Raw genomic sequence first — 26,319 nt, 5'->3', positions numbered from 1 at the left:
AAGCCGGATCGCTGCGCGAAGAAGTGTGGCGCGGCGAATCGAAGTGGCGGGACCGCGAGCGTCGCGACGCGTCGTTCATGGGTCGAAAGAGTGGGCCCCGCGTGGCGCAGAGCGTGCAAAGGGCGTGCAAAGGGCGTGCAAAGGGGCGCATCGGCGTGCCGCGGGCACACATGGCGACCAGCTCAAGATCCCGGTGTTCAACCTCCCGGGCGAGTCGCCGGTCGCCATCTGCGCCGCGGCCCGCGGCGAGGCGAAGCGGCTCGGCCGCGACGTCATCCTCTACGACACCGCCGGCCGCCTCGCGATCGACGAGCCGCTGATGCAGGAGCTCGGTGCTGCTGCTCGCGAACAGCGTGGAGCGCCCCCTGGGGCGCACCGCGCGGGACGACGTGGCGATCGTGCTCCGGAAGGGCTCGGGCGTCGAGCGGCATCGACGAGCCGCAGATCGCAACGGAAACGGTCTGGGGGAGGCAGCCGGCAGCCCTCCTGGCAACGGAAACGGTCTGGGGGAGGCAGCCGGCAGCCCTCCTGGCAACGGAAACGGTCTGGGGGAGGCAGCCGGCAGCCCTCCTGGCAACGGAAACGGTCTGGGGGAGGCAGCCGGCAGCCTTCCTGGCAACGGAAACGGTCTGGGGGAGGCAGCCGGCAGCCCTCCTGGCAACGGAAACGGTCTGGGGGAGGCAGCCGGCAGCCTTCCTGGCAACGGAAACGGTCTGGGGGAGGCAGCCGGCAGCCCTCCTGGCAACGGAAACGGTCTGGGGGAGGCAGCCGGCAGCCTTCCTGGCAACGGAAGCGGTCTGGGGGAGGCAGCCGGCAGCCCTCCTGGCAACGGAAACGGTCTGGGGGAGGCAGCCGGCAGCCCTGTCGGCAACGGAAACGGTCGGCCGCGAACCGCCACACGCGGATGGCATGGTGCGTGCTGACTGCGTGCTGACTGCGTGCTGACACCAGCAGCTACCAGGCGCCGTAACGAGAGCAGCACACCCCCGCGTGCCGGTCAGGACCCCAGCAGCGCCTGGCCCAGCCGCTCGTGCTCCGCGAAGGCCGGGCTCGCCACCGGCGCGTAGACCCGCGGCGCGACCGGCTGAACGACGGGACTCGGAAAGGCCCCCTCCTGCGCCTCGGACGGAGCGCAGTTGAAGACGAGCCGCATCGGCAATGGGGCGGTCATCGCTCCCATCTACCTTCGCTGCGCGCGTGACGCCACCCCGCCGCGCGCCGGGCACATGACACCTTCAGGCGACTTCTCGCGAGCCTCGCGGGGCCCAGTCCATGACGCAAGATCACGACGAGGGGCGGCGCGCCGTCAGAAAATCAGCCGGCAGGTCGATTGACGGGTGCGCGGGGGTGATTATCCCTGCCCGGAACGTCCGGCGTGCGTCTGACGTTCTCAACACGTCCAGCGCGCGGGGGTGGAGCGCGACGTACCTGTTCTCCGCTGCTCCGCGACGACGAACAACGAGAGGTCATCCCCTCATGAAGAAGCCTTCTCCGCTCAAGAAGAAGCCCGCTCCCAAGAAGCCCGCGGCCCCGCCCCAGGCGGCGGCGGCGTTCGACAAGATCCTGCCCGAGATCGAGGCGCTGAGCCCGGATCGGCTGATCGCCATCAACCTCGATATTCCCCGGGTCGTCTCCCAGGTGCTGGGCGTGCTGCCCGGCCTCCTCGCGCTGCGCTCCGCCATCGCGGAGCACGTGCCGACGCACGATGTCGCGTTGCTCGACCGGCTCGAGACCTACGCGCTGGCCGCCTGGTACGCGCACCTCGCGTGGCTGTCGAGCGGAGGCGCCGAGAACGCGGTGAAGCCGCTGCTCGCGGAGGCGGCCCCGCTGCGCGAGGACCTGCTGAGCGACGCCGAGGCGCTGGCCCGGCGCGGCCTGCTCGACGCGGACACGGTCGCGGAGATCCGCGCGGGGCTGGGGCACATCGACACGGCGAACGACCTTGTCGCGCTCTCGGCGCTGTTCACCGTGAGCTGGGCGGAGGTCGCCAACAAGACGGCGGCGACCGAGGAGGAGGTGAGGCGCGCCGGGGAGATCGGGCCGCAGCTGCTCGCGGCCCTCGGCGTGCGGGAGCACGGCAAAGGCCCCGGGCCGACCGAGGCGGCGGACAGGAGGGCGCGGGCGTTCTCGCTGCTCGTCCACGCCTACGACCAGACCCGCCGCGCCGTCGCGTACCTGCGCTGGGACGAGGAGGACGCCGATACGATCGCCCCCTCTCTCTACAAGGGCCGCACTGGCCGCGCGACGGCGCACAGCGACACCGTCGCTGCCCCGGGCGACGAGGCGCCGGCTGAACCGGCGGCGCCCGGCGCTGCGACCCCCGCCGCGCCGAACGGCACGGCGGCGCCTGCTGCGCTGAACGGCACGGCGGCGCCTGCTGCGCTGAACGGCATGGCAGCGCCCGCGGTGCCCGGCGCCGCACCGAACGGCACGGCGCCTACCAGCTAGAACGACAAACGGGTTGAAACCGCTCGAAAGAGCAGAGAATCGAACCGCCAAGGCGCCGAGGACGCCAAGATCTTGTTCTCTTCTTGGCGTCCTCGGCGCCTTGGCGGTTCATTTCTCGCTCGATCAACGTGATCGGTGTCTAGACGTCGCCGCCCGCCTCCGCGGCGAGCGCTTCCCGCTCCCAAGGATCGGCTGCCCAGGCGAACGCACCGGCGGAGAGCAGGCAGACTCCCCCGCTTGCGGGCGCCCCGCGCCAGACCTTCCACAGCGTGACGTCGTCGCGTGTCCTGGTCCTGGCGATCGGGGTGCTCATCGGCTGCGCGCCTTCGAGGGGGCGCCCGGAGGCGTCCTTGCCGTCCCACGAGAACGTCGTTTCGCTGTTCGGCTCGCAGGGGCAGGCGAATCGCTCCTCGAAGCGCCGGCCGGCGATCTCGACGACCAGGTCGATGCGCACGAGCGAGGCGGGCACGCCGCGGCGGCTGGGCGGGATCGTTAGGGCATCAGGCCGAGCGCGAAGAGGGCATCCGACCAGAGCGGCCAGAGCGTGCGGTAGGGGTGGGTCGCCAGCAAGATGCCACCGTTCGGGAGACGCCGGACGTGGAACCGGGCGTGATCCACCAGGAAGTAGACGTGCTCGCCCGTCAATTCCACCCAGGTGAGGGACCCGCCGCCGCGGGTGAACTGCTCGCCGCGCGCCCTGGCCTGCACCGTCAGGTTGTGGATCTCCTCGGCGCGTGGCTCCGCGGCGCGCCACGCCTCGTCGGGCACATCGGCGGCGGCCACGAGCGCCTCGATCAGGGCGGAGCCCGGCATGGCCAGCGCCTTGAGGACGGTCTCGCGGGAGAGCGGGATCGAGCGCCCGCTCTTGTCCGTCGGAACCACGCGCGCCCCGGCCGGCGCGGCGTCGATACGCGCGTGCAGCGCCTCCAGCGACATGCCCGCGATCAACGAGACCTTCTCTTTGTCGTGGAGGCTGACCCACGACAGGGCCAGATCGCGCGCGATGTCGCGGGCGTCCGCGTTGTACGTCGCGCACATCGAGACTGGCGCGAGCCAGGTCCACGCGCTCGTGCAGCCGCCGGTCGAGACGCGCCTGCTCGCGTCGGGCGCGCAGAGGCGGAGCAGCAGGTCCTCGAGGTAGTCCAGAACGATGTGCCACGTGAGCTCGGCTTCCGCCTCCACGGAGCGCGGTCCGCTGCCCAGGGCGAGGTACAAATCCAGCGGGAGAATGTCCGCCATGTCGGCAGAGACCAGGTGGATGGGGCCCATCGGCTTGAGACGTTCGCTCTTGCCGGTGAAGCAGCGATAGTGGCCACAGAGTATGCGTCGGTCGTCGAGCTCCATGTCGAAGTAGGTCTCGGCATCGGTGCGTCCGAAGCGGGCGCGCATCATCGCGACCGCCTCGTCCACGAAATTCACCGTGCGATCCACGTCGGAGCCCATCCTCACGCGGATAGAACTCCCGCGCGCGACGAGCGCCCGCAACGCCGCCGCGAATGCGCCGATCCGCTCTGCCTCGTCACACCAGGCGAAGAAGTACGGCCCTGGTTTCATCCTTGGTTCACCCTCATGAGGTTGCTGGGTCAGGGATCAGGCCGAGCGAGAAGAGCGCGTCGACCCAGAGCGGCCAGAGCGAGCGGAACGGGTGGGTCGCCAGGATCACGCCGCCGCCCGCGAGGCGGCGCACGTGAAAAGGCGCGTGCTTTCGGAGGAAGCGGACGTGGGCGCGCGTGTCCGTGTGCACCGGCCACGTGGGCGGGCCTTCGCCCGTCTCCGCGATCTGGCTCGTCAGCGCCAGGATCTCTCTCGCGCGCGGCTCGGCGGCGCGCCACGCGTCGTCGGGCGCCGCCGCGGCCTCGAGCGCCTCCAGCAGGGTGGCGGGCGGCGTTGCCAGCGCCTTGAGGACGGTCTCGCGGGAGAGCGCGTGCGCGCGCTCGCTGCCGCCCTTCAGCGGGACGCGCGCCCCAGCCGGCGCGGTTTCCACCCGCGCGCGGAGCGCTTCCAGGGACAGGCCCGCGTTGCGCGATACCATCTCCTTGTCGTGGCGTTGTAGCCACGACAGGGCGAGATCGCGCGCGATGTCCCGCGCGTCCGCGTTGTACGTCGCGCACATGCGCACCGGCGCGATCCAGTCTCCTGCGTTCGTGCATGCGCCGGTCCGAACGCGGCCGCTGGCGTCGGGCGCGCAGAGGCGGAGCAGGAGGTCCTCGAGGTCGTCCCGGAGCAGGTGCCATGCGACCGCGGCCTCGGCCTCGATCGAGCGCGGGCCACTGCCCCAGGCGAGCTCGAGGTAGGAGTAGAGGAAGCCTTCCTGGTCGCTCGTGGACATGTCGATGGGGCCGGCCGAGATGTCACGGGCGGCCTCTTCCGTGTAACAGTAGCCGCTGCACGGGAAGATGCGCTTGGAGGCGCTCAACATTACGTCGAAGAGTGCTCCACCGGCAGGGCCTTCGGCGAACTCGGTGCGGATCATCTCGACCGCCTCGTCCATAGAGGTCGTGTCGGTGAGGGTTCCGTCTTTCCGCACGCAGATAGGAAGCCGTGGGTCTACGAGCGCCGAGAGCGCCGCCAGGAACGCTTCGAGCGTCTCTGCCGCGTCACACCAGGCGAAGAAGGTCGGTCCTGATTCACTCATAGCTGGGTCACCTTGATGGGTCTGTTGAATCCGTTCAGGGTCTCCCTCTTGCCCTTCTTCACATTGAAGAGGTACCCATCCTTGACGGTATAGGTATCTTCCGGTTTGAATTTCGCACCGCGCTTCATGATGAGCTCGACCTGCTCGACATCCCCGACGACCCCCTCCTTCCGTAGCCCCTCCATCCCGTTCGACAGCTGCCTGACCACATCGTCGACTTTGACGGTGTTGCCCCCTTTCACTTCGCTCACGATGAGCTTCTGCCCGCGGGACACCGTCACGAAGTCAGGAGCCCTCCCGCCGGACATGCCAGGGAGCGACTCTTTTGGCATCTTGAGCATTCTGCGCACGCCCTCGTCGCCGACGCCGAGGAGCGCCCGCCCTTCGCGGGTCATGTGGCTGATCGCCGCCTTCTCGAAGGTGTTGAACGCGGCTTCCGTGACGTGCCCCTTCAGGTTCTTGAACCCGCGGAGCCTCCATACCTCGAACCCCTCGACAACGACCTTATCGACCTCCGCGATCTCCCCGGCGATCCGGATCCCACGCGGCGGTAGCGCGCCGGCGGCAGCAACGCCGTGCCAGATGTGCCCGACCGCCCCGAGCCCGAAGCCCAGCCCCGAGAAGATCCGCTCCTCATCGCTCAACTCTCGCCCGGCCGGCAGGCACCACTCCTTGCCCGTCACGGCCTCGCACAGGTCGAGCGCCGGCCCGACCACCGGCACGAACCCCACCCCGATGCGCGTCGTCGCGTGCACCAGCGTCTGCATCACCCCCGCGTACGCCTCGAACCCCTCGCCGACCGTCGACATCGCCCCCGCGAACGCGCTGATCGTCTGGTAGAGCTGCGTCTGCTCCAGGTCGAGCCCGTCCCCCGTCCACTGGTTCAGACTGTCCTTCATCTGGTCCGCCAGCGCATCGAACCTCGGCTTCAGCACCCTGTCCACCTGCGCCCGCAGGTCCGCCGGCACCGGCGAGTCCTCGAACCAGTCCGACGCATCCATGAACTGCCGCACGAACCCCGTGATCCGGTTCTGCGCCTTCAGGAACGCGTTCGTCTCCGCCAGCGATACGCCCATCCGGTCGCGCAGCGCGATCTCCAGCGCCGCGCTGTTGTCCCGCCACGCCCTCACGTTCGCCACGAAGTCCGCCCGAAGGACCACCACCCGGCCGCTCACATCGGCCTCCAGCGCCGCGATCACCGCATCCGCGTACGCCGCGTAGGGATCCCTCCCCTCGTCGAACGCACCGTCCACTTCCGAGACGTCCGGCACCTCGACCCACGGCACCTCGCTCTCTCCGAGCGCGTACGCCCCCGCGTCGTCCGGGTCCCACCCTTCGGCGCGCGCGTCCTGCGTCGCCAGGTCCGCCACCTCGTCCGCCTGCGCGCCGAACTCGTCCATCAGCCGCGCGAGCTCGTCCTCGAGATCGCTGACGCTCTTCTTCAGGTCGTCGACGAGCTGCTCCATCGCCGCCCGCGTCTCCGCGCCGACCGCGTCCTTGTACCGGTCGAGGATCGCATCGAGATCGGTCCGCGAGATCTCGTCGAGCGGCCGGCTGACCAGGTCCTTCAGCTCGGTGTCGAGCTGCTGGAGCATGTCCATCTTCTCCGCCAGGCGCGCCACCCGCGGGGCGTTCGCCACGAGCGCCTTGCGCTCCTTGGCGATCTCGGCGAGCAGGATCTCGATGTCGCGCGCGAGCGCCGGGTTGATCTCCGCGAGGCTCAGGTCGAGGGTCGTGTCGCCGGAGAACGCCACCCCGCGGCGACGGACGTCGAAGAGCGGCTTGTTCAGCCCGAGCGGCACCGACACGAGGTTCACCACCTCGCGCGCGTTGACGCACGTGTTGTCGCCCCCCTCCCTGCTGACGTGGAAGTGGAAGTCGTTCATGCCCATCCCGAGCAACACCGAATCGAACGCCGCCTCCATCCGGTTGCTCTCCGAGCCGTCGTCATGGAACGCGAACTCGCCCGGGACCTCGTAGGTGGGAAGCGGCGTCTCGTTCACGCGGAAGTACGGCGCTCCAGGGTTGAGGAGCTCGGGGGTGAGACACCCCGGGTTGAACTGGGTGGAGACCCAGTCGAGGGTGTACGGCGTGCCGGCCCGCGCCAACGAGGGCGCCACCACGGCCGCCACGGTGACCAGCGCGACGAGCTTCTGCAGTGCCGCGGCGCCCCAGCCACGCCGCGCAACGTCCTTCGAGCCTCTCATGTCCCCTCCGCGCTGCGCACGGCGGCGTCATACGCCATCGCGGCGCCCTTCACGTCGCCCGCGTCGAGCCTCGCCTGCGCCGCGTCGAGCGCCGCCGCCGCCATCCCCTTCTCCCGCAGCGCCGCGAGGCCCTCCGCGATCTTCCGCGGCAGCCCCGTCCTGAGCTCGACCTCCGCGGCGTCGAACCGCTCCCGAAGCGCCGCGCACCCGGCCTCGCGCCACGACGACCCCGCCGCCTCGCAGAGCGGCCGCATCTGCACGAGCCCCGCCAGCTCCCCGCACCGCTCGGCCAGCAGCGGCAGCCCGAGCTTCTCGCTCACCGGCGGCTCCCCCGACAGCGCCGCGACCTGCGTGCGCGCACGTTCCCTGAAGGCGTCCGACGCCCTCCGGGTCCGCGCCCCTGCGATCGCCTCGCGCGCCCCCTCGTCCATCCGCAACACGCGGAGCGCCTGCCGGCGCAGCGCGATCCCGCCGAGCAGCGCCGTCGCCGTCGCGTCGCTCCGGCCGACCCGCCGCTGCACGTAACCCAGCATCGCGCTCAGCGACCGCAGCGCCCCCGAGGTCATGTCCGGCAGGACCGCGCCGTGCGTCGCGAGGAACTCCCGGTGCGGCACCATCGCCTCGTCGAAGGAGGCCGCGAAGACCTGGAGCGCCGCCGACGACCTCAGGATCTCCGCGGCGAGCTCGCCGGGCGAGCGGCTCGCCTCGCGCGCCGCCGCGAGCACCGCCTGCTCCACGCCGTCGAGGCCGTCGATGTCCGACCGCGACGCCTGCTCCGAGAGCGCCGCGTACGCCGCCGTCTCCGCCGCCTCGCTCGCGCGGTACGCGGCGAAGCGCGCCGCGACGCCCGCGTACTTCGATCGCAGCGGGGCCGCGTCGCTCCGGGCCTGGTCGAAGATCGCCTGCACGACCGCCATGGCTTGCTTGTCGGCCGCGAGCGCGGCGGCGAGCGGCTCCGTCTCGGCGCTCGCCTTCTCGATCATCGCCGCCTTGAAGTTGCCGGCCGCATCGACCGGCGCCTGCGCGAGCAGCGCTCTCTGGCGGTCCGTCGCCTCGTCGAGCAGCGACTCGAGCTTGCCCGAGAGCGTCGCCCGCAGCGACTCGGCGTTCCTCGCGTCGTCCCGCACGTAGTCGATCGCCTCGTCCACATGGCGGAACCAGACGTCGAGCGAGGTGCCGCTCGCGACGATCTCCTCCAGCGTCTTGTTGTTCGGCCACGTGGCCCACATCTCGATGGGCAGCGCGCCATCCTTCTCGGCCTGGCTCCACGCGGCGCCCGGGCCCAGGTTCTCGCCCACGCAATGCTCCTCGCCGCCCACCGAGGCCGCGCAGAAGCTCCCGAACGTGCGGTCCTCGCGCTCCCACAAACACCCGGCCCCCACCGCGCCGAACGCCAGGGAGCCGACAGCCACCGCAAGGATCGTCCTCCGTCGCCTCGGTCTCGATCTCTCGCTCATACTCATTCCCTCCACCCCGCGATTTTTCTCGCCCGCGCACGCTCGCCGGCACGTTCTCTAGACGCAAGCGTCCTCACGAAAGCGGTAGGACATTGCTCGGCCGTGGATCGCGCCCCGAGCGCCAGGTTGTCCGTCCTCAATGCGCGGACAGTCGCGGAACCGGAGAGGTGTGCTTGGGGGTGCGTGGCGCCACGGCCTGCGGACCGGCCGCGGGGTCGAGGCGGAGGCCGCTGAGCTCGTGCCCCTCGCCGGCGAGCTCCGCGAGCGAGGTCTCGGCGTCGCGCTCCTGGGGCGCCGCGCGGCTGTCCACGTCGCCACCAGCAGGCCCGCGGGCGCCCTCGTGGAGCTCCGAGTGTGCCACCGACGGCGCCCTGTCACGACAGGGTTCGCCTGAAGTGTCGTGATCCTATTCAGGGAAACGCAGCGTCTCGACCCGGGTGCCGTCCTCCCCTCGGATCTCTTCGCCAGACCAATCCCAGCTCACGCCGCCCTTGCCCGGCGGTCCCAGTTGGTACTTGACCCGCTCCAGCGTGAGCTGGTCCTCGTCGACGTAGCCGATGCCGATCGAGTCGCCGCCGCGCCCGGGGCCGCCGTAGCCGCCCTCACCCCCTCGGCCGCCGTTGCCACCCTGACAGGACCACGTGCCGTCCCCCACGGCGCCGCCCGATGTTCCTCGACCGCCTTTGCCTCCTTGCTCGGGTGGCCCGCCGTCGCCACCCGGCCCCGCGGCCAGCGTCTCGATCACGGTGTCGCGCACCGTCAGGTTGGCGTGCAAGGTGAAGCCATATCCAGCGAGGCGCACAGCGGCTTGGCGTACGCGAGTCTCAGGATTGATCATATTTCCCCCTCCTTCTTCGCGGCGCTCCAGCCCTGGACGAGGATGAGGAGTTGCTCGTAGCCACGCCCCAAGGTCTGCCAGCCGGGCTCGCCGTTTCTCCGGAGGTGTCCGCCGAGCGCGGCGATCGCCAGGAAGGCATCGCGGGCCGTGGCGTTCTCGGGGAGCGGCTTGCGGGCGAAGACCCGCAGCACGTCGAGCTGGGTGGGCGTGAGCACGGCGCTCGCGGGCTGCTCTAAAGCGCGTCGGGCCTCGCTGCGCAGCAGCAGCAACTGCCAGGCGATGGGAGCGAAGAGCGCCAGCACGTTGCGCAAGCCGTGCAGGTCTTCGATCTGGCGCTTTTCGTAGGCGCATCCGGTCTTCAGGGCCTTGAAGAACTCCTCCACCATCCAGCGCGCGCGGTACCAGTCGACCAACTGGGCCAGCTGCTCATCGGACTCGACCGGCTCGCTCGTCAGCAGCACCCACTCGACGGGCGCCTCGCCCGGTGGCGGCTCGAGCTCCCAGACGCGTACGACCTGGAGCGAGAGCGTCGCAGGCAGCTCGCGCGGCTGGGATCTCGGTCGCCGTAGCGTCACGCGCGTGCTTCCGAGGGCCAGCTTCGCCAAGCGTCCGGCGCGCGAGGGATGCAGGCGTTTCTGCTGAGGGCTGCGGTTGCCTGCCGGCCTTAAGGAAAGCTCCACCTCGCGCACGGCTACCGCTCGGACGTGTGCGAGCGCCTGCTCGAGCTTCGCCTCCTCTCCGGAGGCCGTCGCCTCCACGAGGCGATTGTGGGCGAGTCGGATCACGAACCGATGCCCTGCGCTCAGCAGCTGAGCGAACAGGCCGTAGTCGTCGCCTTCGCGATCCATGACGTGCACCAAGGGCTGAGGAGCGCAGCCGAGGGCCGCGACTCGCTCCACCTGCTCTCCCCAGCGGTCGTGCTCGTTGCCCGTCGTGCGGTCGTCGCGCACGTGCGTGCTCAGATCGAGCACGCCGAGCGGGCGGCGCGTTCCATCGCCGCTGACCGCCAAGGTGAAGTGGGCGAAGAACGTCTGCCCAGAGGAGCGCAGCCGACCCAGCCCCTGTCGCTGGCCGTCGGAGCGGAAGGAGACGGTCGGGGTGTCATGGATGGCGAGCACGACCGGCTCGGCCTCCATGCGCGCCAGGGTGGCGCGCACATGGGGAGCCAGGATCGCCGCGGGCGTGACGGCGTCGTTGCCGAAGAAGCGGTACGCCGCCTCCAGCTCGCTGTCGGACAAGAGCGAGGGGAAGCTCTTGTCCGGCGCCTGCGCCAGCTTCTGCACCAGCTTGCTCTGACGCTTCGAAAGCCGCGCATCACCGAAGTGCGCTTCGCTCATCTCCTCGGCGAGTGCCGCCGCGTGCTCTGCCGCAGGTGAACCCATCCGCAGCTTTGATCACGCCGCCCAGCACACATCAAGCGAGATGTGTAGGATCCTGAGACGCGAGTGCGCTCGGCAAGAGCGGCGACAGCCCACGACGCCATTGCGGTCCGGCAGGCGGCTCTCGTCCGGAGACGGCGGAGGCGCACAGCGCGGCCTCGGGCTCGTCGTCCTTGTCGACGCCATGCTTGAGCTCGAACAGCCCGTGCCGTCGCAGGGTGCGCATCATGCGCCGGACGGCGTCCTCGAGCACCTGACCGACCGCGCGCGTCTGCAGGTGACCGAGCTCGTTCCACACGAGCTCTGCGCCGTCTTCGTGGTAAGCCCCGTCGAGAAAGACAACGTGCACGAGCCGCAGATCGGCGTGATCCTCGCGAGCGCCGAGGTGGCGAAGCGGTAGGACGGCAAGCCGGACGGGGTGGGGGAGGTGGTGGCGGTCATCCTCCTCGACAAGCTCGGCACGGACGGCGTCTCGAACGTGGCGGTGCGCGGGGTGCCAGACGACGCGCTCGCGCTCCGCTCGCAGGTGAAGATCCTCGAGGGCCGGCCCGCGCAGCCGGGCACGGACGAGGTGATCGTGGGCAAGGCGATCGCCGGCCGCTTCAAGGGCCTGTCGATCGGCGGCTCGGTCGAGTCTGGGGGAGGCAGCCGGCAGCCCTCCTGGCAACGGAAACGGTCTGGGGGAGGCAGCCGGCAGCCCTCTTGGCAACGGAAACGGTCTGGGGGAGGCAGCCGGCAGCCCTCTTGGCAACGGAAACGGTCAGGGGGAGGCAGCCGGCAGCCCTCCTGGCAACGGAAACGGTCTGGGGGAGGCAGCCGGCAGCCTTCCTGGCAACGGAAGCGGTCTGGGGGAGGCAGCCGGCAGCCCTGCTGGCAACGGAAACGGTCTGGGGGAGGCAGCCGGCAGCCCTGCTGGCAACGGAAACGGTCTGGGGGAGGCAGCCGGCAGCCCTGTCGGCAACGGAAACGGTCGGCCGCGAACCGCCACACGCGGATGGCATGGTGCGTGCTGACTGCGTGCTGACTGCGTGCTGACTGCGTGCTGACTGCGTGCTGACTGCGTGCTGACTGCGTGCTGACTGCGTGCTGACTGCGTGCTGACTGCGTGCTGACTGCGTGCTGACTGCGTGCTGACTGCGTGCTGACTGCGTGCTGACTGCGTGCTGACTGCGTGCTGACTGCGTGCTGACTGCGTGCTGACTGCGTACTGACTGCGTGCTGACTGCGTGCTGACTGCGTGCTGACTGCGTGCTGACTGCGTGCTGACTGCGTGCTGACTGCGTGCTGACTGCGTGCTGACTGCGTGCTGACACCAGCCGCTACCAGGCGCCGTAACGAGAGCAGCACACCCCCCGCGTGCCGGTCAGGACCCCAGCAGCGCCTGGCCCAGCCGCTCGTGCTCCGCAAAGGCCGGGCTCGCCACCGGCACGTAGACCCGCCGCGCGACCGGCTGAACGACGGGACTCGGAAAGGCCCCCTCCTGCGCCTCGGACGGAGCGCAGTTGAAGACGAGCCGCACCGGCAATGGGGCGGTCATCGCTCCCATCCACCTTCGCTGCGCGCGTGACGCCACCCCGCCGCGCGCCGGGCACATGACACCTTCAGGCGACTTCTCGCGAGCCTCGCGGGGCCCAGTCATGACGCAAGATCACGACGAGGGGCGGCACGCCGTCAGAAAATCAGCCGGCAGGCCGATTGACGGGTGCGCGGGGGTGATTATCCCTGCCCGGAACGTCCGGCGTGCGCCTGACGTTCTCAACACGTCCAGCGCGCGGGGGTGGAGCGCGACGTACCTGTTCTCCGCTGCTCCGCGACGACGAACAACGAGAGGTCATCCCCTCATGAAGAAGCCTTCTCCGCTCAAGAAGAAGCCCGCTCCCAAGAAGCCCGCGGCCCCGCCCCAGGCGGCGGCGGCGTTCGACAAGATCCTGCCCGAGATCGAGGCGCTGAGCCCGGATCGGCTGATCGTCATCAACCTCGATATTCCCCGGGTCGTCTCCCAGGTGCTGGGCGTGCTGCCCGGCCTCCTCGCGCTGCGCTCCGCCATCGCGGAGCACGTGCCGACGCACGATGTCGCGTTGCTCGACCGGCTCGAGACCTACGCGCTGGCCACCTGGTACGCGCACCTCGCGTGGCTGTCGAGCGGAGGCGCCGAGAACGCGGTGAAGCCGCTGCTCGCGGAGGCGGCCCCGCTGCGCGAGAACCTGCTGAGCGACGCCGAGGCGCTGGCCCGGCGCGGCCTGCTCGACGCGGACACGGTCGCGGAGGTCCGCGCTGGGCTGGGGCACATCGACACGGCGAACGACCTTGTCGCGCTCTCGGCGCTGTTCACCGTGAGCTGGGCGGAGGTCGCCAACAAGACGGCGGCGACCGAGGAGGAGGTGAGGCGCGCCGGGGAGATCGGGCCGCAGCTGCTCGCGGCCCTCGGCGTGCGGGAGCACGGCAAAGGCCCCGGGCCGACCGAGGCGGCGGACAGGAGGGCGCGGGCGTTCTCGCTGCTCGTCCACGCCTACGACCAGACCCGCCGCGCCGTCGCGTACCTGCGCTGGGACGAGGAGGACGCCGATACGATCGCCCCCTCTCTCTACAAGGGCCGCACTGGCCGCGCGACGGCGCACAGCGACACCGTCGCCGCCCCGGGCGACGAGGCGCCGGCTGAACCGGCGGCGCCCGACGCTGCGACCCCCGCCGCGCCGAACGGCACGGCGGCGCCTGCTGCGCTGAACGGCATGGCAGCGCCCGCGGTGCCCGGCGCCGCACCGAACGGCACGGCGCCTACCAGCTAGACGTCGCCGCCCGCCTCCGCGGCGAGCGCTTCCCGCTCCCAAGGATCGGCTGCCCAGGCGAACGCACCGGCGGAGAGCAGGCAGACTCCCCCGCTTGCGGGCGCCCCGCGCCAGACCTTCCACAGCGTGACGTCGTCGCGTGTCCTGGTGCTGGCGATCGGGGTGATCGAGAACGCTGCGAACGCCTTCCTGCGCTCCGCGGGCTCCATGTAGACACCCCGGTAGACGTAGCCGATCCGCACCGTCATCGGCTGCGCGCCTTCGAGGGGGCGCCCGGAGGCGTCCTTGCCGTCCCACGAGAACGTCGTTTCGCTGTTCGGCTCGCAGGGGCAGGCGAATCGCTCCTCGAAGCGCCGGCCGGCGATCTCGACGACCAGGTCGATGCGCACGAGCGAGGCGGGCACGCCGCGGCGGCTGGGCGGGATCGTTAGGGCATCAGGCCGAGCGCGAAGAGGGCGTCCGACCAGAGCGGCCAGAGCGTGCGGTAGGGGTGGGTCGCCAGCACCACGCCGCCGCTCGGCAGGCGCCGGACGTGGAACCGGGCGTGGTGGACCAGGAACTCGAAGTGATCGAGGGTGATCTCGACCTGCGAGAGGGGCGAGCCGTTGCCCGTCTCCGTGCCCTGCTCGTCGCGCCCCCTGAATGGGAGCGTCCGCTCGTAGATCTCGCGCGCGCGCGGCTCTGCGGCGCGCCACGCGCCGTCGGGCGCCTCCGCCGCCGCTTCGAGCGCCTCGAGCAAGGCGGAAGGCGGAGTTTCCAGCGCCTTGAGGACGGCTTCACGGGAGAGCGAGCTCGAATGCGCGCTGGCATGTCTCAACGCGACGCACGCGCCGGGCGGCGCGGCTTCCACCCGCGCGCGGAGCGCTTCCAGCGACAGCCCCGCGGTGCGCGACACCCTGTCCTTGTCGTGGAGGCAGATCCACGAAAGGGCGAGATCGCGCGCGATGTCGCGGGCGTCCGCGTTGTACGTCGCGCACAGGGCGACCGGCGCGAGCCAGGTCCGCGCCGTCGTGCAGCCGCCGGTCGGGACGCGCCCGCTCGCGTCCGGCGCGCAGAGGCGGAGCAGGACGTCGTCGATGTCTTCCAGCGCCATGTGCCACGCGAGCACGGCCTCGGCCTGCACGCAACGCGGGCCCCTCCCCAGGGCGAGGTCCATGTGCATGGGGGAAAAATCCTCGATCTCGCGGGCGTGCATGTGGATGGGGCCCATCGGCTTGAGACGTTCGCTCCTGTCGGTGAAGCAGTGAAGGATGCAATGGACGAAGTGTTCCTGGCTCAACGACGCGACGAAGTAGGCTTCGGCGTCGGTGCGCCCGAAGTGGGCGCGGAGCATCGCGACCACCTCGTCCACGGAGGTCGTGTTGCACTCCGTGTCGCGGTCCATGATCGCGCGCATACTGTACTGTGGCTCCTTGATGAGGGCCGACAGCGCCGCGCCGACCGCATCGACCCTCTGTGCCTCGTCACACCAGGCGAAGAAAAACGGCCCTTCTCTCATCGCTCGATCATCCTCATGGTGTAGCCTGCGTCAGGACATCAGGCCGAGCGCGAAGAGCGCGTCGGCCCAGAGCGGCCAGAGCGTGCGGTACGGGTGCGTGGCCAGCACTACGCCGCCCCTCGGCAGGCGGCGCACGTGGAAGGGGGCGTGATGCTCGATGAATCGAGTGTGCGCGCCCGTATTCACGATCACGTCCTCGGTGGGCGCACCCTCCTTCGCTGCCTGAATGGTCTCGAGCGCGATCGGCTCGATCGCGTGCCACGCGTCGTCCGGCACAGCGGAGGCTTCGAGTGCTTCAAGCAGCGTGGCCGGCCGCGTGGAGAGCGCTGCAAGGACTTGCTCGCGCGTCAGCTCGGCGTCGCCCGCGAGCGCGACGCGCGTGCCGAGCGGCAGAACCTCGCCGCGCGCGCGCAGCGCGTCCTCCCGCTCTGTGAGCTCGATGGTCTTCCTCCAGCGCGCGCGCGGATCGGGTTCATCGCGCACGAGCAACCCCATCCTCTCCCCCTCTGCGAAATGCTCCAGCTCGGCGTGCTTGCGCGCGCGCGCGACGGTGCCGGCGACCGCGATCCGCGTCCCGCGCGGCGCGGCCTCGATACGCGCTCGGAGCCCATCGAGCGAGTTGCCTGCGGCGCGCGCCACCTTGTAGCCCTCGTGGACGTGCACCCATGAGAGGGCGAGATCGCGCGCGACGAAGGAATCCGCGTGGTAGGTTGCGGCGAGCTCGATCGGTGGACCCCAGGCATTGAGGTCTGAGCACCCGCCGGTCGTCACGTGTTCGCTCGAGCAGACACGGACCAAGAAATCCTTGATGTCCTGCTGAACATGCACCGACATCACCGCGGCTTCGACCTCAACGGAGCGGGCGCCGACAGCCACGTCGATGCTGCGTGGGAGCAGATCGTGATGATCGCCGCTCGATGCGCTCAGAGGACCGTCCGGGGACCGGCGCTCGTGCTTCTCGTCGGCGCAGCCGATGGTGAGCGGGATGCCGTGGCCGAAGCTCGTCATGGTCCAGAAGCCCGCTCCGATGCGCACATCTGTGCCGAAGGCCGAGCGAGCCACCGCCACGGCTTTCTCGACGGGAAGCGCGGCGTAAGACCTATCGGGACCGGCGAGCGGATGGATCGAGAGCCTGATGAACCACCCCGGCATGACGAGGGCGGACAGAGCAGCCGCGAACGCGTCGACCCTGTGTTCCTCGTCGCACGCCGCATACAAGCGAAGGGGCTCCTCCCTCAGCGTACGATAGCTGCTTGCGCGACTCACGACGCGATGCCCTCCGACCTGAGCGGAACGGCTACATCATTTACACCTTGCTGACGGACCATTGGTTTCCCTTCGTCACAGAACCAGGTCGGCCACCATCGCGGCCCGCTTGCCGGCCGGCCCCAGCCGTCATTCCCCGGGCTTGATCCTGGCCCATAGCATCACGGCCTCCCGAGCGTGTTGCTTAGCTTGACGTCACGACATCAGGCCGAGCACGAAGATCGCATCGGCCCAGAGCGGCCAGAGCGTGCGGTAGGGGTGCGTGGCCAGCACCACGCCGCCGCTCGGGAGGCGCCGGACGTGGAAGGGGGCGTGCTCTTCGAGGAAGCGGGTGTGCTCGCGCGTCGTGACGTCCACCCAGAAGGCGGGGGGGACCTCCCCCGCGGCTTCGTCGTCAAGCTGGCGGCGTAGCTCCAGGAGCTCGCGCGCCTTCGGCTCGACCGCGCGCCACGCGTCGTCGGGCACAGCCGCGGCCTCGAGCGCATCGAGCAGCGCCGCCGGCGGCGTCGCGAGAACCTTCAGCACGGTCTCACGCGAGAGCGAGCCCGTGAGCTCGCTCTCGCATTTCATGGACACACGCGCGCCGCGCGGCGCGGCTTCCACCCGCGCGCGGAGCGCCTCCAGCGGCGTGCCCGCGATGCGCGGGACGCGCTCCTTGTCGTGGAGGCTCACCCAGGAGAGGGCGAGATCGCGCGCGAGCTCCGCGGCGTTCGCGTTGTAGGTCGCGCACATCTCGACCGGAGCGATCCAGTCCTCCTTGTCCGTGCACGCGCCGGTCGGCACGCGGCCGCTCGCGTCCGGCGCGCAGAAGCGGAGCAGGAGGTCCTCGACGTCGCCCTGGACCAGGTGGTAGGCGGCTGCGGCCTCGGCCTCCACGGAGCGGGGGCCCGTGCCCACGGGGATCTCGTAGGGGTAGAAATCCCACTTGCGTTCGCCCGCCTTCGCCTCGAGGGGGCCGTACGGATGGTCACGTTCGCTTTCTTCAGGGTAGCACGCGAGCCTGAGCATCATGACGCGCTTGGAATCGTTCGGCCTCACGCTGGAGCCGACGTGAGCGCTCTTCAAACCTCCGAAGTGGGCGCGCACCATGGCGAGCACCTCGTCGATGGAGCACGTCCGGCACGAGATGGTCGCGCTCATCCCCAGGCTGATCATATACCCTGGGATGACCAGCGCAGACAGCGCCGTCGCGAACGCATCGATCCGTTCTGGCTCGTTACACCAGGCAAAGAATTGAGGTCCTGAGTTACTCATAGCCGGATCACCATGATGGGTTTGTTGAAGCCCTCGAGCGTAACCGTCTTGCCAGCGTCCCAATCGAACAGGTAGCCGTCCTTGACGATGAACTTCTTCTGCTTGAACTCGGCACCTTGTTCCATGATGAGCTCGACCCGCTGCACGTCTCCAACGAGCCCCTTCCTCTTCACCCCCTCCATCCCGTTCGAGAGCTGATCGCGTACCTCGAAGACATCGATCTTTCCGCCCTTCGCCTCGCTCAGGATGAGCTTGTGCCCGCTGGACACCGACACGAAGTCGGGCGCCGCCCCCTCGCTACCACCGGGGCTTGAGTGTTTCGGAATCCCGAGCACGTCGCGCACGCCGTCGTCGCCGACCCCGACGAGCGATCGGCCGTCGTCCACCAGGAACTTCGCCGCCTTCTTCTCGAAGATGTCCACCTTCTTCTGCTTCGTGACCGCCCCGCGGAGGTTCTTGTAACCCCTGACGCGCTTCGTCTTCACGATCTGAGCGAAAAACTCCTCGATCTCGGCGATCTCCCCAGCCACCCGGATCGCGGACGGCCTGAGCCCGCCGCTGGTCTTGACCACCCGCCACATCGGCCCGACCGCCCCGAGCCCGAAGCCCAGCCCCGAGAAGATCCGCTCCTCGTCGCTCAGCTCCTCCCCCGACGGCAAGCACCACGCCTTTCCCGTCACCGCCTCGCACAGGTCGAGCGCCGGCCCGACCACCGGCACGAACCCCACCCCGATGCGCGTCGTCGCGTGCACCAGCGTCTGCATCACCTCCGCGTACGCCTCGAAGCCCTCGCCGACCGTCGACATCGCCCCCGCGAACGCGCTGATCGTCTGGTAGAGCTGCGTCTGCTCCAGGTCGAGCCCGTCGCCCGTCCACTGGTTCAGGCTGTCCTTCATCTGGTCGGCCAGCGCGTCGAACCGCGGCTTCAGCACCGTGTCCACCTGCGCCCGCAGGTCCGCCGGCACCGGCGAGTCCTCGAACCAGTCCGACGCATCCATGAACTGCCGCACGAACCCCGTGATCCGGTTCTGCGCCTTCAGGAACGCGTTCGTCTCCGCCAGCGATACGCCCATCCGGTCGCGCAGCGCGATCTCCAGCGCCGCGCTGTTGTCCCGCCACGCCCTCACGTTCGCCACGAAGTCCGCCCGAAGGACCACCACCCGACCGCTCACATCGGCCTCCAGCGCCGCGAGCACCGCGTCCGCGTACGCCGCGTACGGGTCCCTCCCCTCGTCGAACGCCCCGTCCACCTCCGAGACGTCCGGCACCTCGACCCACGGCACCTCGCTCGCTCCAAGCGCGTACGCCCCCGCGTCGTCCGGGTTCCACCACTCGGCGCGCGCGTCCTGCGTCGCCAGGTCCGCCACCTCGTCCGCCTGCGCGCCGAACTCGTCCATCAGCCGCGCGAGCTCGTCCTCGAGATCGCTGACGCTCTTCTTCAGGTCGTCGACGAGCTGCTCCATCGCCGCCCGCGTCTCCGCGCCGACCGCCTCCTTGTACCGGTCGAGGATCGCGTCGAGATCGGTCCGCGAGATCTCGTCGAGCGGCCGGCTGACCAGGTCCTTCAGCTCGGTGTCGAGCTGCTGGAGCAGGTCCATCTTCTCCGCCAGGCGCGCCACCCGCGGGGCGTTCGCCACGAGATCCCTGCGCTCCTTGGCGATCTCGGCCAGCAGGATCTCGATGTCGCGCGCGAGCGCCGGGTTGATCTCCGCGAGGCTCAGGTCGAGGGTCGTGTCGCCGGAGAACGCCACCCCGCGGCGACGGACGTCGAAGAGCGGCTTGTTCAGCCCGAGCGGCACCGACACGAGGTTCACCACCTCGCGCGCGTTGACGCACGTGTTGTCGCCCCCCTCCCTGCTGACGTGGAAGTGGAAGTCGTTCATGCCCATCCCGAGCAACACCGAATCGAACGCCGCCTCCATCCGGTTGCTCTCCGAGCCGTCGTCATGGAACGCGAACTCGCCCGGAACCTCGTAGGTGGGAAGCGGCGTATCGTTCACGCGGAAGTACGGCGCTCCAGGGTTGAGGAGCTCGGGGGTGAGACACCCCGGGTTGAACTGGGTGGAGACCCAGTCGAGGGTGTACGGCGTGCCGGCCCGCGCCAACGAGGGCGCCACCAACACCGCCGCAGTGATCAGCGCGACGAGCTTCTGCAGCGCCGCGGCACTCCAGCCAGGCCGCGCAACGTCCTTCGAGGCTCTCATGTCCCCTCCGCGCCGCGCACGGCGGCGTCATACGCAACCGCGGCGCCCTTCACATCGCTCGCGTCGAGCCTCGCCTGCGCCGCGTCGAGCGCCGCCGCGGCCATCCCCTTCTCCCGCAGCGCCGCCAGGCCCTCCGCGATCTTCCGCGGCAATCCCGTCCTGAGCTCGGTCTCCGCGGCGTCGAACCGCTCCCGAAGCGCCGCGCACCCGGCCTCGCGCCACGACGACCCAGCCGCCCCGCAGAGCGGCCGCATCTGCACGAGCCCCGCCAGCTCCCCGCACCGCTCGGCCAGCAGCGGCAGCCCGAGCTTCTCGCTCACCGGCGGCGCCGCCGACAGCGCCGCGACCTGTGCGCGCGCGCGTTCCCCGAAGATCTCCGACGCCTTGCGGGTCCGTGCCCCTGCGATCGCCTCGCGCGACGCCTCGTCCATCTGCAGCACGCGGAGCGCCTGCCGGCGCAGCGCGATGCCGCCGAGCAGCGCCGTCGCCGTCGCGTCGCTCCGGGCGACGCGACCCTTCACGTAGCCCAGCATCGCGTTCAGCGAGCGCAGCGCGCCCGAGGTCATGTCCGGCAGCACCGCGCCGTGCGTCGCGAGGAGCTCCCTGTGCGGCGCCATCGCCTCGTCGAAGGAGGCCGCGAAGACCTGGAGCGCCGCCGACGACCTCAGGATCTCGGCGGTGAGCTCGCCGGGCGCCCGGCTCGCCTCGCGCGCCGCCGCGAGCACCGCCTGCTCCACGCCGTCGAGGCCGTCGATGTCCGACCGCGACGCCTGCGCCGAGAGCGCCGCGTACGCCGCTGTCTCCGCCGCCTCGGTCGCGCGGTACGCGGCGAACCGCGTTGCAGCGCCCGCGTACCTCGATCGCAGCGGCGCGGCCTCGTCCCTGGCCTGGTCGAAGATCGCCTGCACGACCGCCATTGCCTGCTTGTCGGCCGCGAGCGCGGCGGCGAGCGGCTCCGTTTCGGCGCTCGCCTTGTCGATCATCGCCGCCTTGAAGCTGCCTGTCGCGTCGACCGGCGCCTGCGCGAGCAGCGCTCTCTGGCGGTCCGTCGCCTCGTCGAGCAGCGACTCGAGCCTGCCCGCGAGCGTCGCCCGCAGCGACTCGGCGTTCCTCGCGTCGTCCCGCACGTAGTCGATCGCTTCGTCCACATGGCCGAACCAGACGTCGAGCGAGGTGCCGCTCGCGACGATCTCCTCCAGCGTCTTGTTGGTCGGCCACGTGGCCCACATCTCGATCGGCAGGGCGCCGTCCTTCTCGGCCTGACTCCACGCGATGCCCGGGCCAAGGTTCTCGCCAACACAATGCTCGTCGCCGCCCACCGAGGCCGCGCAGAAGCTCCCGAACGTGCGGTCCTCCCGCTCCCACAAACACCCGGCCCCCGCCGCCCCAAGCGCGAGGACGCCGACAGCCACCGCAAGGATCGTCCTCCGTCGCCACGGTCTCGATCTCTCGCTCATGCTCATTCCCTCCACCCCGCGATTTTTCTTGCCCGCGCACGCTCGCCCGCACGTCCTCCAGAAGCAAGCGTCCCCACCAGAGCGCTAGGACATTGCTCGGCCGTGGATCGCGCCCCGAGCGCCAGGTTGTCCGTCCTCAATGCGCGGACAGTCGCGGAACCGGAGAGGTGTGCTTGGGGGTGCGTGGCGCCACGGCCTGCGGACCGGCCGCGGGGTCGAGGCGGAGGCCGCTGAGCTCGTGACGCTCGCCGGCGAGTTCCGCGAGCGAGGTCTCGGCGTCGCGCTCCTGGGGCGCCGCGCGGCTGTCCACGTCGCCACCAGCAGGCCCGCGGGCGCCCTCGTGGAGCTCCGAGTGTGCCACCGACGGCGCCCTGTCACGACAGGGTTCGCCTGAAGTGTCGTGATCCTATTCAGGGAAACGCAGCGTCTCGACCCGGGTGCCGTCCTCCCCTCGGATCTCTTCGCCAGACCAATCCCAGCTCACGCCGCCCTTGCCCGGCGGTCCCAGTTGGTACTTGACCCGCTCCAGCGTGAGCTGGTCCTCGTCGACGTAGCCGATGCCGATCGAGTCGCCGCCGCGCCCGGGGGGCCGCCGTAGCCGCCCTCACCCCCTCGGCCGCCGTTGCCACCCTGACAGGACCACGTGCCGTCCCCCACGGCGCCGCCCGATGCTCCTCGACCGCCTTTGCCCCCTTGCTCGGGTGGCCCGCCGTCGCTACCCGGCCCCGCGGCCAGCGTCTCGATCACGGTGTCGCGCACCGTCAGGTTGGCGTGCAAGGTGAAGCCATCCAGCGAGGCGCACAGCGGCTTGGCGAACGCGAGTGCGCTCGGCAAGAGCGGCGACAGCCCACGGGTCAAGGTCCTCGGCGACCAGCTCAAGATCCCGGTGTTCAACCTCCCGGGCGAGTCGCCGGTTGCCATCTGCGCCGCGGCCCGCGGCGAGGCGAAGCGGCTCGGCCGCGACGTCATCATCTACGACACCGCCGGCCGCCTCGCGATCGACGAGCCGCTGATGCAGGAACTCGGTGCTGCTGCTCGCGAACAGCGTAAAGCGCCCCCTGGGGCGCACCGCGCGGGACGACGTGGCGCTCGTGCTCCGGAAGGGCTCGGGCGTCGAGCAGCATTGACGAGCCGCAGGTCGCAACGGAAACGGTCTGGAGGAGGCAGCCGGCAGCCCTCCTGGCAACGGAAGCGGTCTGGAGGAGGCAGCCGGCAGCCCTCCTGGCAACGGAAGCGGTCTGGAGGAGGCAGCCGGCAGCCCTCTTGGCAACGGAAACGGTCAGGGGGAGGCAGCCGGCAGCCCTCCTGGCAACGGAAACGGTCTGGGGGAGGCAGCCGGCAGCCTTCCTGGCAACGGAAGCGGTCTGGGGGAGGCAGCCGGCAGCCCTGCTGGCAACGGAAACGGTCTGGGGGAGGCAGCCGGCAGCCCTGCTGGCAACGGAAACGGTCAGGGGGAGGCAGCCGGCAGCCCTGCTGGCAACGGAAACGGTCTGGGGGAGGCAGCCGGCAGCCCTGCCGGCAACGGAAACGGTCGGCCGCGAACCGCCACACGCGGATGGCATGGTGCGTGCTGACTGCGTGCTGACTGCGTGCTGACTGCGTGCTGACTGCGTGCTGACTGCGTGCTGACACCAGCAGCTACCAGGCGCCGTAACGAGAGCAGCACACCCCCGCGTGCCGGTCAGGACCCCAGCAGCGCCTGGCCCAGCCGCTCGTGCTCCGCAAAGGCCGGGCTCGCCACCGGCGCGTAGACCCGCCGCGCAACCGGCTGAACGACGGGACTCGGAAAGGCCCCCTCCTGCGCCTCGGACGGAGCGCAGTTGAAGACGAGCCGCATCGGCAATGGGGCGGTCATCGCTCCCATCCACCTTCGCTGCGCGCGTGACGCCACCCCGCCGCGCGCCGGGCACATGACACCTTCAGGCGACTTCTCGCGAGCCTCGCGGGGCCCAGTCCATGACGCAAGATCACGACGAGGGGCGGCGCGCCGTCAGAAAATCAGCCGGCAGGTCGATTGACGGGTGCGCGGGGGTGATTATCCCTGCCCGGAACGTCCGGCGTGCGCCTGACGTTCTCAACACGTCCAGCGCGCGGGGGTGGAGCGCGACGTACCTGTTCTCCGCTGCTCCGCGACGACGAACAACGAGAGGTCATCCCCTCATGAAGAAGCCTTCTCCGCTCAAGAAGAAGCCCGCTCCCAAGAAGCCCGCGGCCCCGCCCCAGGCGGCGGCGGCGTTCGACAAGATCCTGCCCGAGATCGAGGCGCTGAGCCCGGATCGGCTGATCGTCATCAACCTCGATATTCCCCGGGTCGTCTCCCAGGTGCTGGGCGTGCTGCCCGGCCTCCTCGCGCTGCGCTCCGCCATCGCGGAGCACGTGCCGACGCACGATGTCGCGTTGCTCGACCGGCTCGAGACCTACGCGCTGGCCACCTGGTACGCGCACCTCGCGTGGCTGTCGAGCGGAGGCGCCGAGAACGCGGTGAAGCCGCTGCTCGCGGAGGCGGCCCCGCTGCGCGAGGACCTGCTGAGCGACGCCGAGGCGCTGGCCCGGCGCGGCCTGCTCGACGCGGACACGGTCGCGGAGATCCGCGCTGGGCTGGGGCACATCGACACGGCGAACGACCTTGTCGCGCTCTCGGCGCTGTTCACCGTGAGCTGGGCGGAGGTCGCCAACAAGACGGCGGCGACCGAGGAGGAGGTGAGGCGCGCCGGGGAGATCGGGCCGCAGCTGCTCGCGGCCCTCGGCGTGCGGGAGCACGGCAAAGGCCCCGGGCCGACCGAGGCGGCGGACAGGAGGGCGCGGGCGTTCTCGCTGCTCGTCCACGCCTACGACCAGACCCGCCGCGCCGTCGCGTACCTGCGCTGGGACGAGGAGGACGCCGATACGATCGCCCCCTCTCTCTACAAGGGCCGCACTGGCCGCGCGACGGCGCACAGCGACACCGTCGCCGCCCCGGGCGACGAGGCGCCGGCTGAACCGGCGGCGCCCGGCGCTGCGACCCCCGCCGCGCCGAACGGCACGGCGGCGCCTGCTGCGCTGAACGGCATGGCAGCGCCTGCTGCGCTGAACGGCATGGCAGCGCCCGCGGTGCCCGGCGCCGCACCGAACGGCACGGCGCCTACCAGCTAGACGTCGCCGCCCGCCTCCGCGGCGAGCGCTTCCCGCTCCCAAGGATCGGCTGCCCAGGCGAACGCACCGGCGGAGAGCAGGCAGACTCCGCCGCTTGCGGTGCCGTTCGCGAGGCGGGAGCGAGCTAGTCGCTGTCCGCGCACGCCGGCTTCGGGCAGCGGCCTTGCAGGATGTCGCGACACGCCTTGTCGCGCTCCTTCTTGTCGATCGCGCCGAGCGCGGCGTAGATCTGCTGCGTACTGCACCCGAGCGAGCTTTCGGCCGTGAGCGAGCCGCACGCGTCGAACACCTGCGGCGCCGGCAAGACCGCGCAGCGGGCCTCGCAGGCCGCGATGTCCGCGAGCTCGCGCGGGCACACGGCCGCATAGAGCGCGCACATCGCCTCGCACCGTCCGACGCACCCGGCGTCGCCCTCCGGGCCGAGCGGCCCGGCGGCGGTGCAGCCGGCGGGATCGCCGGTCTCCGCCGCGCGGCACCCGGCATAACCCTCGGGCGACGGCATCGCCTCGCAGACAGCGCAGCACGCCTCGACCGACGGATACTGCGGCGTGAGCTCGCAGAGATCCATCGACCGGGCGCAGTGCGCCGAGCACGTGGCGATGTCGCACGGGCCCGTCTCCTGCGGTGGCGGAGCCCAGCGCTCCTGGCCTCCATCGCCGGCGTCGCCCGCGTCGCTCGCGGCAGCGTCGCGGTCGACACCGGCGCTCTCGGCCGAGGGACCGCCGCCCTCGCCGTCCGCGCCGGGCAGCGGGGCGACGACCTGACACCCGGAGACCCACGCGGCGAACGCGCAGGCGGCAGCGCGGCGCGCCCTCACAGCGTCCCTCGCACGCCGATGTAGCCCGGACCGACCGCCCAGGTGACGCTCGACGCCGGCGTCTTCGAGCGCTCCAGCCCGAGGGCGAGCCCACCGACGGCCGCGCCGGCGACGGCGAGGCCGAACCCCACGTTCGAGACCCACCCCACGGCGTTCGCGCTGCCTCGCGCGTCGTCGGAGCAGCTCGTGGCGCCCCGCCGGCACGCCTGTTCGAGGTCGCTCCGCGCGTCCAGGTAGGCCGCGCCTGCGCCGATCCCCACCGCCAGCCCGGCGCCCGAGGCGACGAACCCGCCGATGGCCCACGCCGAGGCGCCGCCCGAGCGAGTCTCCGGGGTGAGGGCGACGTCGAGCGTCGTGATCTCCCGCTCAGGGACATAGACCCGCTGCCGGGCGCCCACGTAGCCGTCGGCCTCGACCTCGATCCAGTGGTTGCCCGGATCGATCAGGGACCCCTCGGCGGAGGCCTTCACCGCCTGGCCGTCGACCTTGAGCCGGGCGCCGGCGGGGCTCGGCGTGAGCCTCACCTTCAGCCGGGGGATGCGGTCATCGAGCTCGCTGCGCAGGGCGTCGGCGCGGCGCCGCGCCTGCGTGAACGGCCAGGGCTCTCCGGGGGTCGCGCGCGACGCGGTGATCGTCGACGCGAGCTCGCGCGCCTCGCTGAGCCGCCCGATCGCGGCGAGCGTCTTCGCCACCTCGATGGTGGTCGTGGGCACGCAGACGAGCCCCTCGGCGCGCTTGTAGGCGCGGAGCGCCTCCGCGTACTTCTTCTGGGCGAAGAGCTCGTCGCCCATGTACACGAGCTCCCGGGCCTCGATCCGCGCCTCCTCGTCCGCCTCGCCGCCGGCGGCGGCGCCCGCGTCCTCGCCGGCGAGCGCCGGTGAGGCCGCGATGATCAGGCCGGCGATCATCATCAGGGTCCTGGGCCCGGAGTGCATGCATTC

25 protein-coding genes are annotated in these 26,319 nt (G+C 70.8%); 6 read left to right on the top strand and 19 right to left on the bottom strand.

Features of this window, described 5'->3' with window-relative positions:
- Positions 1 to 25: 25 nt before the first annotated feature.
- A complete protein-coding gene (locus WMF17_RS32480; RefSeq protein WP_437597094.1) occupies positions 26 to 934 on the top strand; it encodes a hypothetical protein in 909 nt (302 codons plus the stop codon).
- A 63-nt stretch (positions 935 to 997) separates the two neighbouring features.
- Here the strand turns inward: WMF17_RS32480 and WMF17_RS32475 are convergent, their stop codons facing one another.
- Positions 998 to 1,171: a hypothetical protein gene (locus WMF17_RS32475; protein WP_437597093.1), complete on the bottom strand. Its 174-nt coding sequence runs from the start codon at positions 1,169 to 1,171 to the stop codon at positions 998 to 1,000.
- Positions 1,172 to 1,476: 305 nt separating this feature from the next.
- On the opposite strand from WMF17_RS32475, the gene WMF17_RS32470 reads away from it, so the two are divergent.
- Positions 1,477 to 2,448, top strand: a complete 972-nt coding sequence (locus WMF17_RS32470; protein ID WP_437644888.1) for a hypothetical protein — start codon at positions 1,477 to 1,479, stop codon at positions 2,446 to 2,448.
- Between the two features lie 139 nt (positions 2,449 to 2,587).
- Here WMF17_RS32470 and WMF17_RS32465 read toward each other — a convergent pair whose 3' ends face one another.
- The 8 genes from WMF17_RS32465 to WMF17_RS32430 all read right to left on the bottom strand — a co-directional run bounded on the left by WMF17_RS32465 (position 2,588) and on the right by WMF17_RS32430 (position 10,967).
- The gene (locus WMF17_RS32465; RefSeq protein WP_437644886.1) at positions 2,588 to 2,917 is read right to left on the bottom strand and encodes a hypothetical protein; all 330 of its coding nucleotides are present in this window, start codon (positions 2,915 to 2,917) and stop codon (positions 2,588 to 2,590) included.
- A gap of 23 nt (positions 2,918 to 2,940) precedes the next feature.
- Positions 2,941 to 4,002: a hypothetical protein gene (locus WMF17_RS32460; protein WP_437644884.1), complete on the bottom strand. Its 1,062-nt coding sequence runs from the start codon at positions 4,000 to 4,002 to the stop codon at positions 2,941 to 2,943.
- A gap of 13 nt (positions 4,003 to 4,015) precedes the next feature.
- Positions 4,016 to 5,083: a hypothetical protein gene (locus WMF17_RS32455; RefSeq protein WP_437644882.1), complete on the bottom strand. Its 1,068-nt coding sequence runs from the start codon at positions 5,081 to 5,083 to the stop codon at positions 4,016 to 4,018.
- Positions 5,080 to 7,290: a hypothetical protein gene (locus WMF17_RS32450; protein ID WP_437644880.1), complete on the bottom strand. Its 2,211-nt coding sequence runs from the start codon at positions 7,288 to 7,290 to the stop codon at positions 5,080 to 5,082. Before WMF17_RS32450 ends, WMF17_RS32455 begins: the two co-directional genes overlap by 4 nt.
- Positions 7,287 to 8,702: a hypothetical protein gene (locus WMF17_RS32445; RefSeq protein WP_437644878.1), complete on the bottom strand. Its 1,416-nt coding sequence runs from the start codon at positions 8,700 to 8,702 to the stop codon at positions 7,287 to 7,289. Before WMF17_RS32445 ends, WMF17_RS32450 begins: the two co-directional genes overlap by 4 nt.
- Positions 8,703 to 8,883: 181 nt before the next feature.
- Positions 8,884 to 9,108 (bottom strand): hypothetical protein, encoded by a 225-nt coding sequence (locus tag WMF17_RS32440; RefSeq protein ID WP_437644876.1) that lies wholly within the window; start codon positions 9,106 to 9,108, stop codon positions 8,884 to 8,886.
- 45 nt (positions 9,109 to 9,153) lie between these two features.
- A complete protein-coding gene (locus WMF17_RS32435; protein ID WP_437644874.1) occupies positions 9,154 to 9,522 on the bottom strand; it encodes a hypothetical protein in 369 nt (122 codons plus the stop codon).
- A gap of 59 nt (positions 9,523 to 9,581) precedes the next feature.
- Positions 9,582 to 10,967 carry an IS4 family transposase gene (locus WMF17_RS32430; protein ID WP_437644872.1) on the bottom strand — a complete coding sequence of 462 codons (1,386 nt, stop codon included), beginning with the start codon at positions 10,965 to 10,967 and terminating at the stop codon, positions 9,582 to 9,584.
- A gap of 181 nt (positions 10,968 to 11,148) precedes the next feature.
- Between WMF17_RS32430 and WMF17_RS32425 the strand changes: the two genes are divergently transcribed.
- The gene (locus WMF17_RS32425; protein ID WP_437644871.1) at positions 11,149 to 11,364 is read left to right on the top strand and encodes a hypothetical protein; all 216 of its coding nucleotides are present in this window, start codon (positions 11,149 to 11,151) and stop codon (positions 11,362 to 11,364) included.
- Positions 11,365 to 12,327: 963 nt separating this feature from the next.
- On the opposite strand, the gene WMF17_RS32420 is transcribed toward WMF17_RS32425, so the two are convergent.
- Entirely contained in the window at positions 12,328 to 12,501 is a 174-nt protein-coding gene (locus WMF17_RS32420) for a hypothetical protein (protein WP_437644869.1), read from the bottom strand.
- Positions 12,502 to 12,805: 304 nt separating this feature from the next.
- Here WMF17_RS32420 and WMF17_RS32415 point away from each other — a divergent pair, with 304 nt between their 5' ends.
- Positions 12,806 to 13,750: a hypothetical protein gene (locus WMF17_RS32415; protein WP_437644867.1), complete on the top strand. Its 945-nt coding sequence runs from the start codon at positions 12,806 to 12,808 to the stop codon at positions 13,748 to 13,750.
- Here WMF17_RS32415 and WMF17_RS32410 read toward each other — a convergent pair.
- From WMF17_RS32410 to WMF17_RS32385, 6 genes are all read right to left on the bottom strand, one after another.
- The gene (locus WMF17_RS32410) at positions 13,747 to 14,154 is read right to left on the bottom strand and encodes a hypothetical protein (protein ID WP_437597091.1); all 408 of its coding nucleotides are present in this window, start codon (positions 14,152 to 14,154) and stop codon (positions 13,747 to 13,749) included. The genes WMF17_RS32415 and WMF17_RS32410 overlap by 4 nt on opposite strands.
- Before the next feature lie 23 nt (positions 14,155 to 14,177).
- Positions 14,178 to 15,248, bottom strand: a complete 1,071-nt coding sequence (locus tag WMF17_RS32405; RefSeq protein WP_437644865.1) for a hypothetical protein — start codon at positions 15,246 to 15,248, stop codon at positions 14,178 to 14,180.
- Between the two features lie 30 nt (positions 15,249 to 15,278).
- Positions 15,279 to 16,400 (bottom strand): hypothetical protein, encoded by a 1,122-nt coding sequence (locus tag WMF17_RS32400; RefSeq protein WP_437651418.1) that lies wholly within the window; start codon positions 16,398 to 16,400, stop codon positions 15,279 to 15,281.
- A gap of 309 nt (positions 16,401 to 16,709) precedes the next feature.
- The gene (locus WMF17_RS32395; protein ID WP_437644863.1) at positions 16,710 to 17,654 is read right to left on the bottom strand and encodes a hypothetical protein; all 945 of its coding nucleotides are present in this window, start codon (positions 17,652 to 17,654) and stop codon (positions 16,710 to 16,712) included.
- 110 nt (positions 17,655 to 17,764) lie between these two features.
- Complete coding sequence (locus WMF17_RS32390; RefSeq protein WP_437644862.1) at positions 17,765 to 19,972, bottom strand: hypothetical protein; 2,208 nt, start codon at positions 19,970 to 19,972, stop codon at positions 17,765 to 17,767.
- Positions 19,969 to 21,384, bottom strand: coding sequence for a hypothetical protein (locus WMF17_RS32385; protein ID WP_437644860.1), 1,416 nt, complete (start codon positions 21,382 to 21,384; stop codon positions 19,969 to 19,971). The genes WMF17_RS32390 and WMF17_RS32385 overlap by 4 nt, the downstream gene beginning before the upstream one ends.
- 688 nt (positions 21,385 to 22,072) lie before the next feature.
- Here WMF17_RS32385 and WMF17_RS32380 point away from each other — a divergent pair.
- The gene (locus tag WMF17_RS32380) at positions 22,073 to 23,014 is read left to right on the top strand and encodes a hypothetical protein (protein WP_437644858.1); all 942 of its coding nucleotides are present in this window, start codon (positions 22,073 to 22,075) and stop codon (positions 23,012 to 23,014) included.
- Positions 23,015 to 23,110: 96 nt separating this feature from the next.
- Here WMF17_RS32380 and WMF17_RS32375 read toward each other — a convergent pair whose 3' ends face one another.
- On the bottom strand, positions 23,111 to 23,284 hold the full coding sequence (locus tag WMF17_RS32375; protein ID WP_437644856.1) for a hypothetical protein: 174 nt from the start codon (positions 23,282 to 23,284) through the stop codon (positions 23,111 to 23,113).
- A 305-nt stretch (positions 23,285 to 23,589) separates the two neighbouring features.
- Here WMF17_RS32375 and WMF17_RS32370 point away from each other — a divergent pair, with 305 nt between their 5' ends.
- Positions 23,590 to 24,561 carry a hypothetical protein gene (locus tag WMF17_RS32370; RefSeq protein ID WP_437644854.1) on the top strand — a complete coding sequence of 324 codons (972 nt, stop codon included), beginning with the start codon at positions 23,590 to 23,592 and terminating at the stop codon, positions 24,559 to 24,561.
- A gap of 124 nt (positions 24,562 to 24,685) precedes the next feature.
- Here WMF17_RS32370 and WMF17_RS32365 read toward each other — a convergent pair whose 3' ends face one another.
- Positions 24,686 to 25,378 carry a hypothetical protein gene (locus tag WMF17_RS32365; RefSeq protein WP_437644853.1) on the bottom strand — a complete coding sequence of 231 codons (693 nt, stop codon included), beginning with the start codon at positions 25,376 to 25,378 and terminating at the stop codon, positions 24,686 to 24,688.
- A complete protein-coding gene (locus tag WMF17_RS32360; protein WP_437644851.1) occupies positions 25,375 to 26,313 on the bottom strand; it encodes a PEGA domain-containing protein in 939 nt (312 codons plus the stop codon). Before WMF17_RS32360 ends, WMF17_RS32365 begins: the two co-directional genes overlap by 4 nt.
- Between the last annotated feature and the right edge of the window lie 6 nt (positions 26,314 to 26,319).

The sequence above is a fragment of the Sorangium sp. So ce362 genome (assembly GCF_051519845.1).
Lineage (GTDB): Bacteria > Myxococcota_A > Polyangia > Polyangiales > Polyangiaceae > Sorangium.
This window is presented reverse-complemented; position numbering and strand designations above follow the sequence as displayed.

Excerpts from the sequence above, each read along its gene's own strand:
- WMF17_RS32415 (WP_437644867.1), top strand. The coding sequence starts at position 12,806 with ATGAAGAAGCCTTCTCCGCTCAAGAAGAAGCCCGCTCCCAAGAAGCCC.
- WMF17_RS32390 (WP_437644862.1), bottom strand. The coding sequence starts at position 19,972 with ATGAGAGCCTCGAAGGACGTTGCGCGGCCTGGCTGGAGTGCCGCGGCG.
- WMF17_RS32370 (WP_437644854.1), top strand. The coding sequence starts at position 23,590 with ATGAAGAAGCCTTCTCCGCTCAAGAAGAAGCCCGCTCCCAAGAAGCCC.
- WMF17_RS32425 (WP_437644871.1), top strand. The coding sequence starts at position 11,149 with ATGCTTGAGCTCGAACAGCCCGTGCCGTCGCAGGGTGCGCATCATGCG.
- WMF17_RS32455 (WP_437644882.1), bottom strand. The coding sequence starts at position 5,083 with ATGAGTGAATCAGGACCGACCTTCTTCGCCTGGTGTGACGCGGCAGAG.
- WMF17_RS32450 (WP_437644880.1), bottom strand. The coding sequence starts at position 7,290 with ATGAGAGGCTCGAAGGACGTTGCGCGGCGTGGCTGGGGCGCCGCGGCA.
- WMF17_RS32470 (WP_437644888.1), top strand. The coding sequence starts at position 1,477 with ATGAAGAAGCCTTCTCCGCTCAAGAAGAAGCCCGCTCCCAAGAAGCCC.
- WMF17_RS32420 (WP_437644869.1), bottom strand. The coding sequence starts at position 12,501 with ATGACCGCCCCATTGCCGGTGCGGCTCGTCTTCAACTGCGCTCCGTCC.
- WMF17_RS32400 (WP_437651418.1), bottom strand. The coding sequence starts at position 16,400 with ATGCCGGGGTGGTTCATCAGGCTCTCGATCCATCCGCTCGCCGGTCCC.
- WMF17_RS32460 (WP_437644884.1), bottom strand. The coding sequence starts at position 4,002 with ATGAAACCAGGGCCGTACTTCTTCGCCTGGTGTGACGAGGCAGAGCGG.
- WMF17_RS32395 (WP_437644863.1), bottom strand. The coding sequence starts at position 17,654 with ATGAGCGCGACCATCTCGTGCCGGACGTGCTCCATCGACGAGGTGCTC.
- WMF17_RS32430 (WP_437644872.1), bottom strand. The coding sequence starts at position 10,967 with ATGGGTTCACCTGCGGCAGAGCACGCGGCGGCACTCGCCGAGGAGATG.
- WMF17_RS32375 (WP_437644856.1), bottom strand. The coding sequence starts at position 23,284 with ATGACCGCCCCATTGCCGATGCGGCTCGTCTTCAACTGCGCTCCGTCC.
- WMF17_RS32405 (WP_437644865.1), bottom strand. The coding sequence starts at position 15,248 with ATGAGAGAAGGGCCGTTTTTCTTCGCCTGGTGTGACGAGGCACAGAGG.
- WMF17_RS32475 (WP_437597093.1), bottom strand. The coding sequence starts at position 1,171 with ATGACCGCCCCATTGCCGATGCGGCTCGTCTTCAACTGCGCTCCGTCC.
- WMF17_RS32360 (WP_437644851.1), bottom strand. The coding sequence starts at position 26,313 with ATGCACTCCGGGCCCAGGACCCTGATGATGATCGCCGGCCTGATCATC.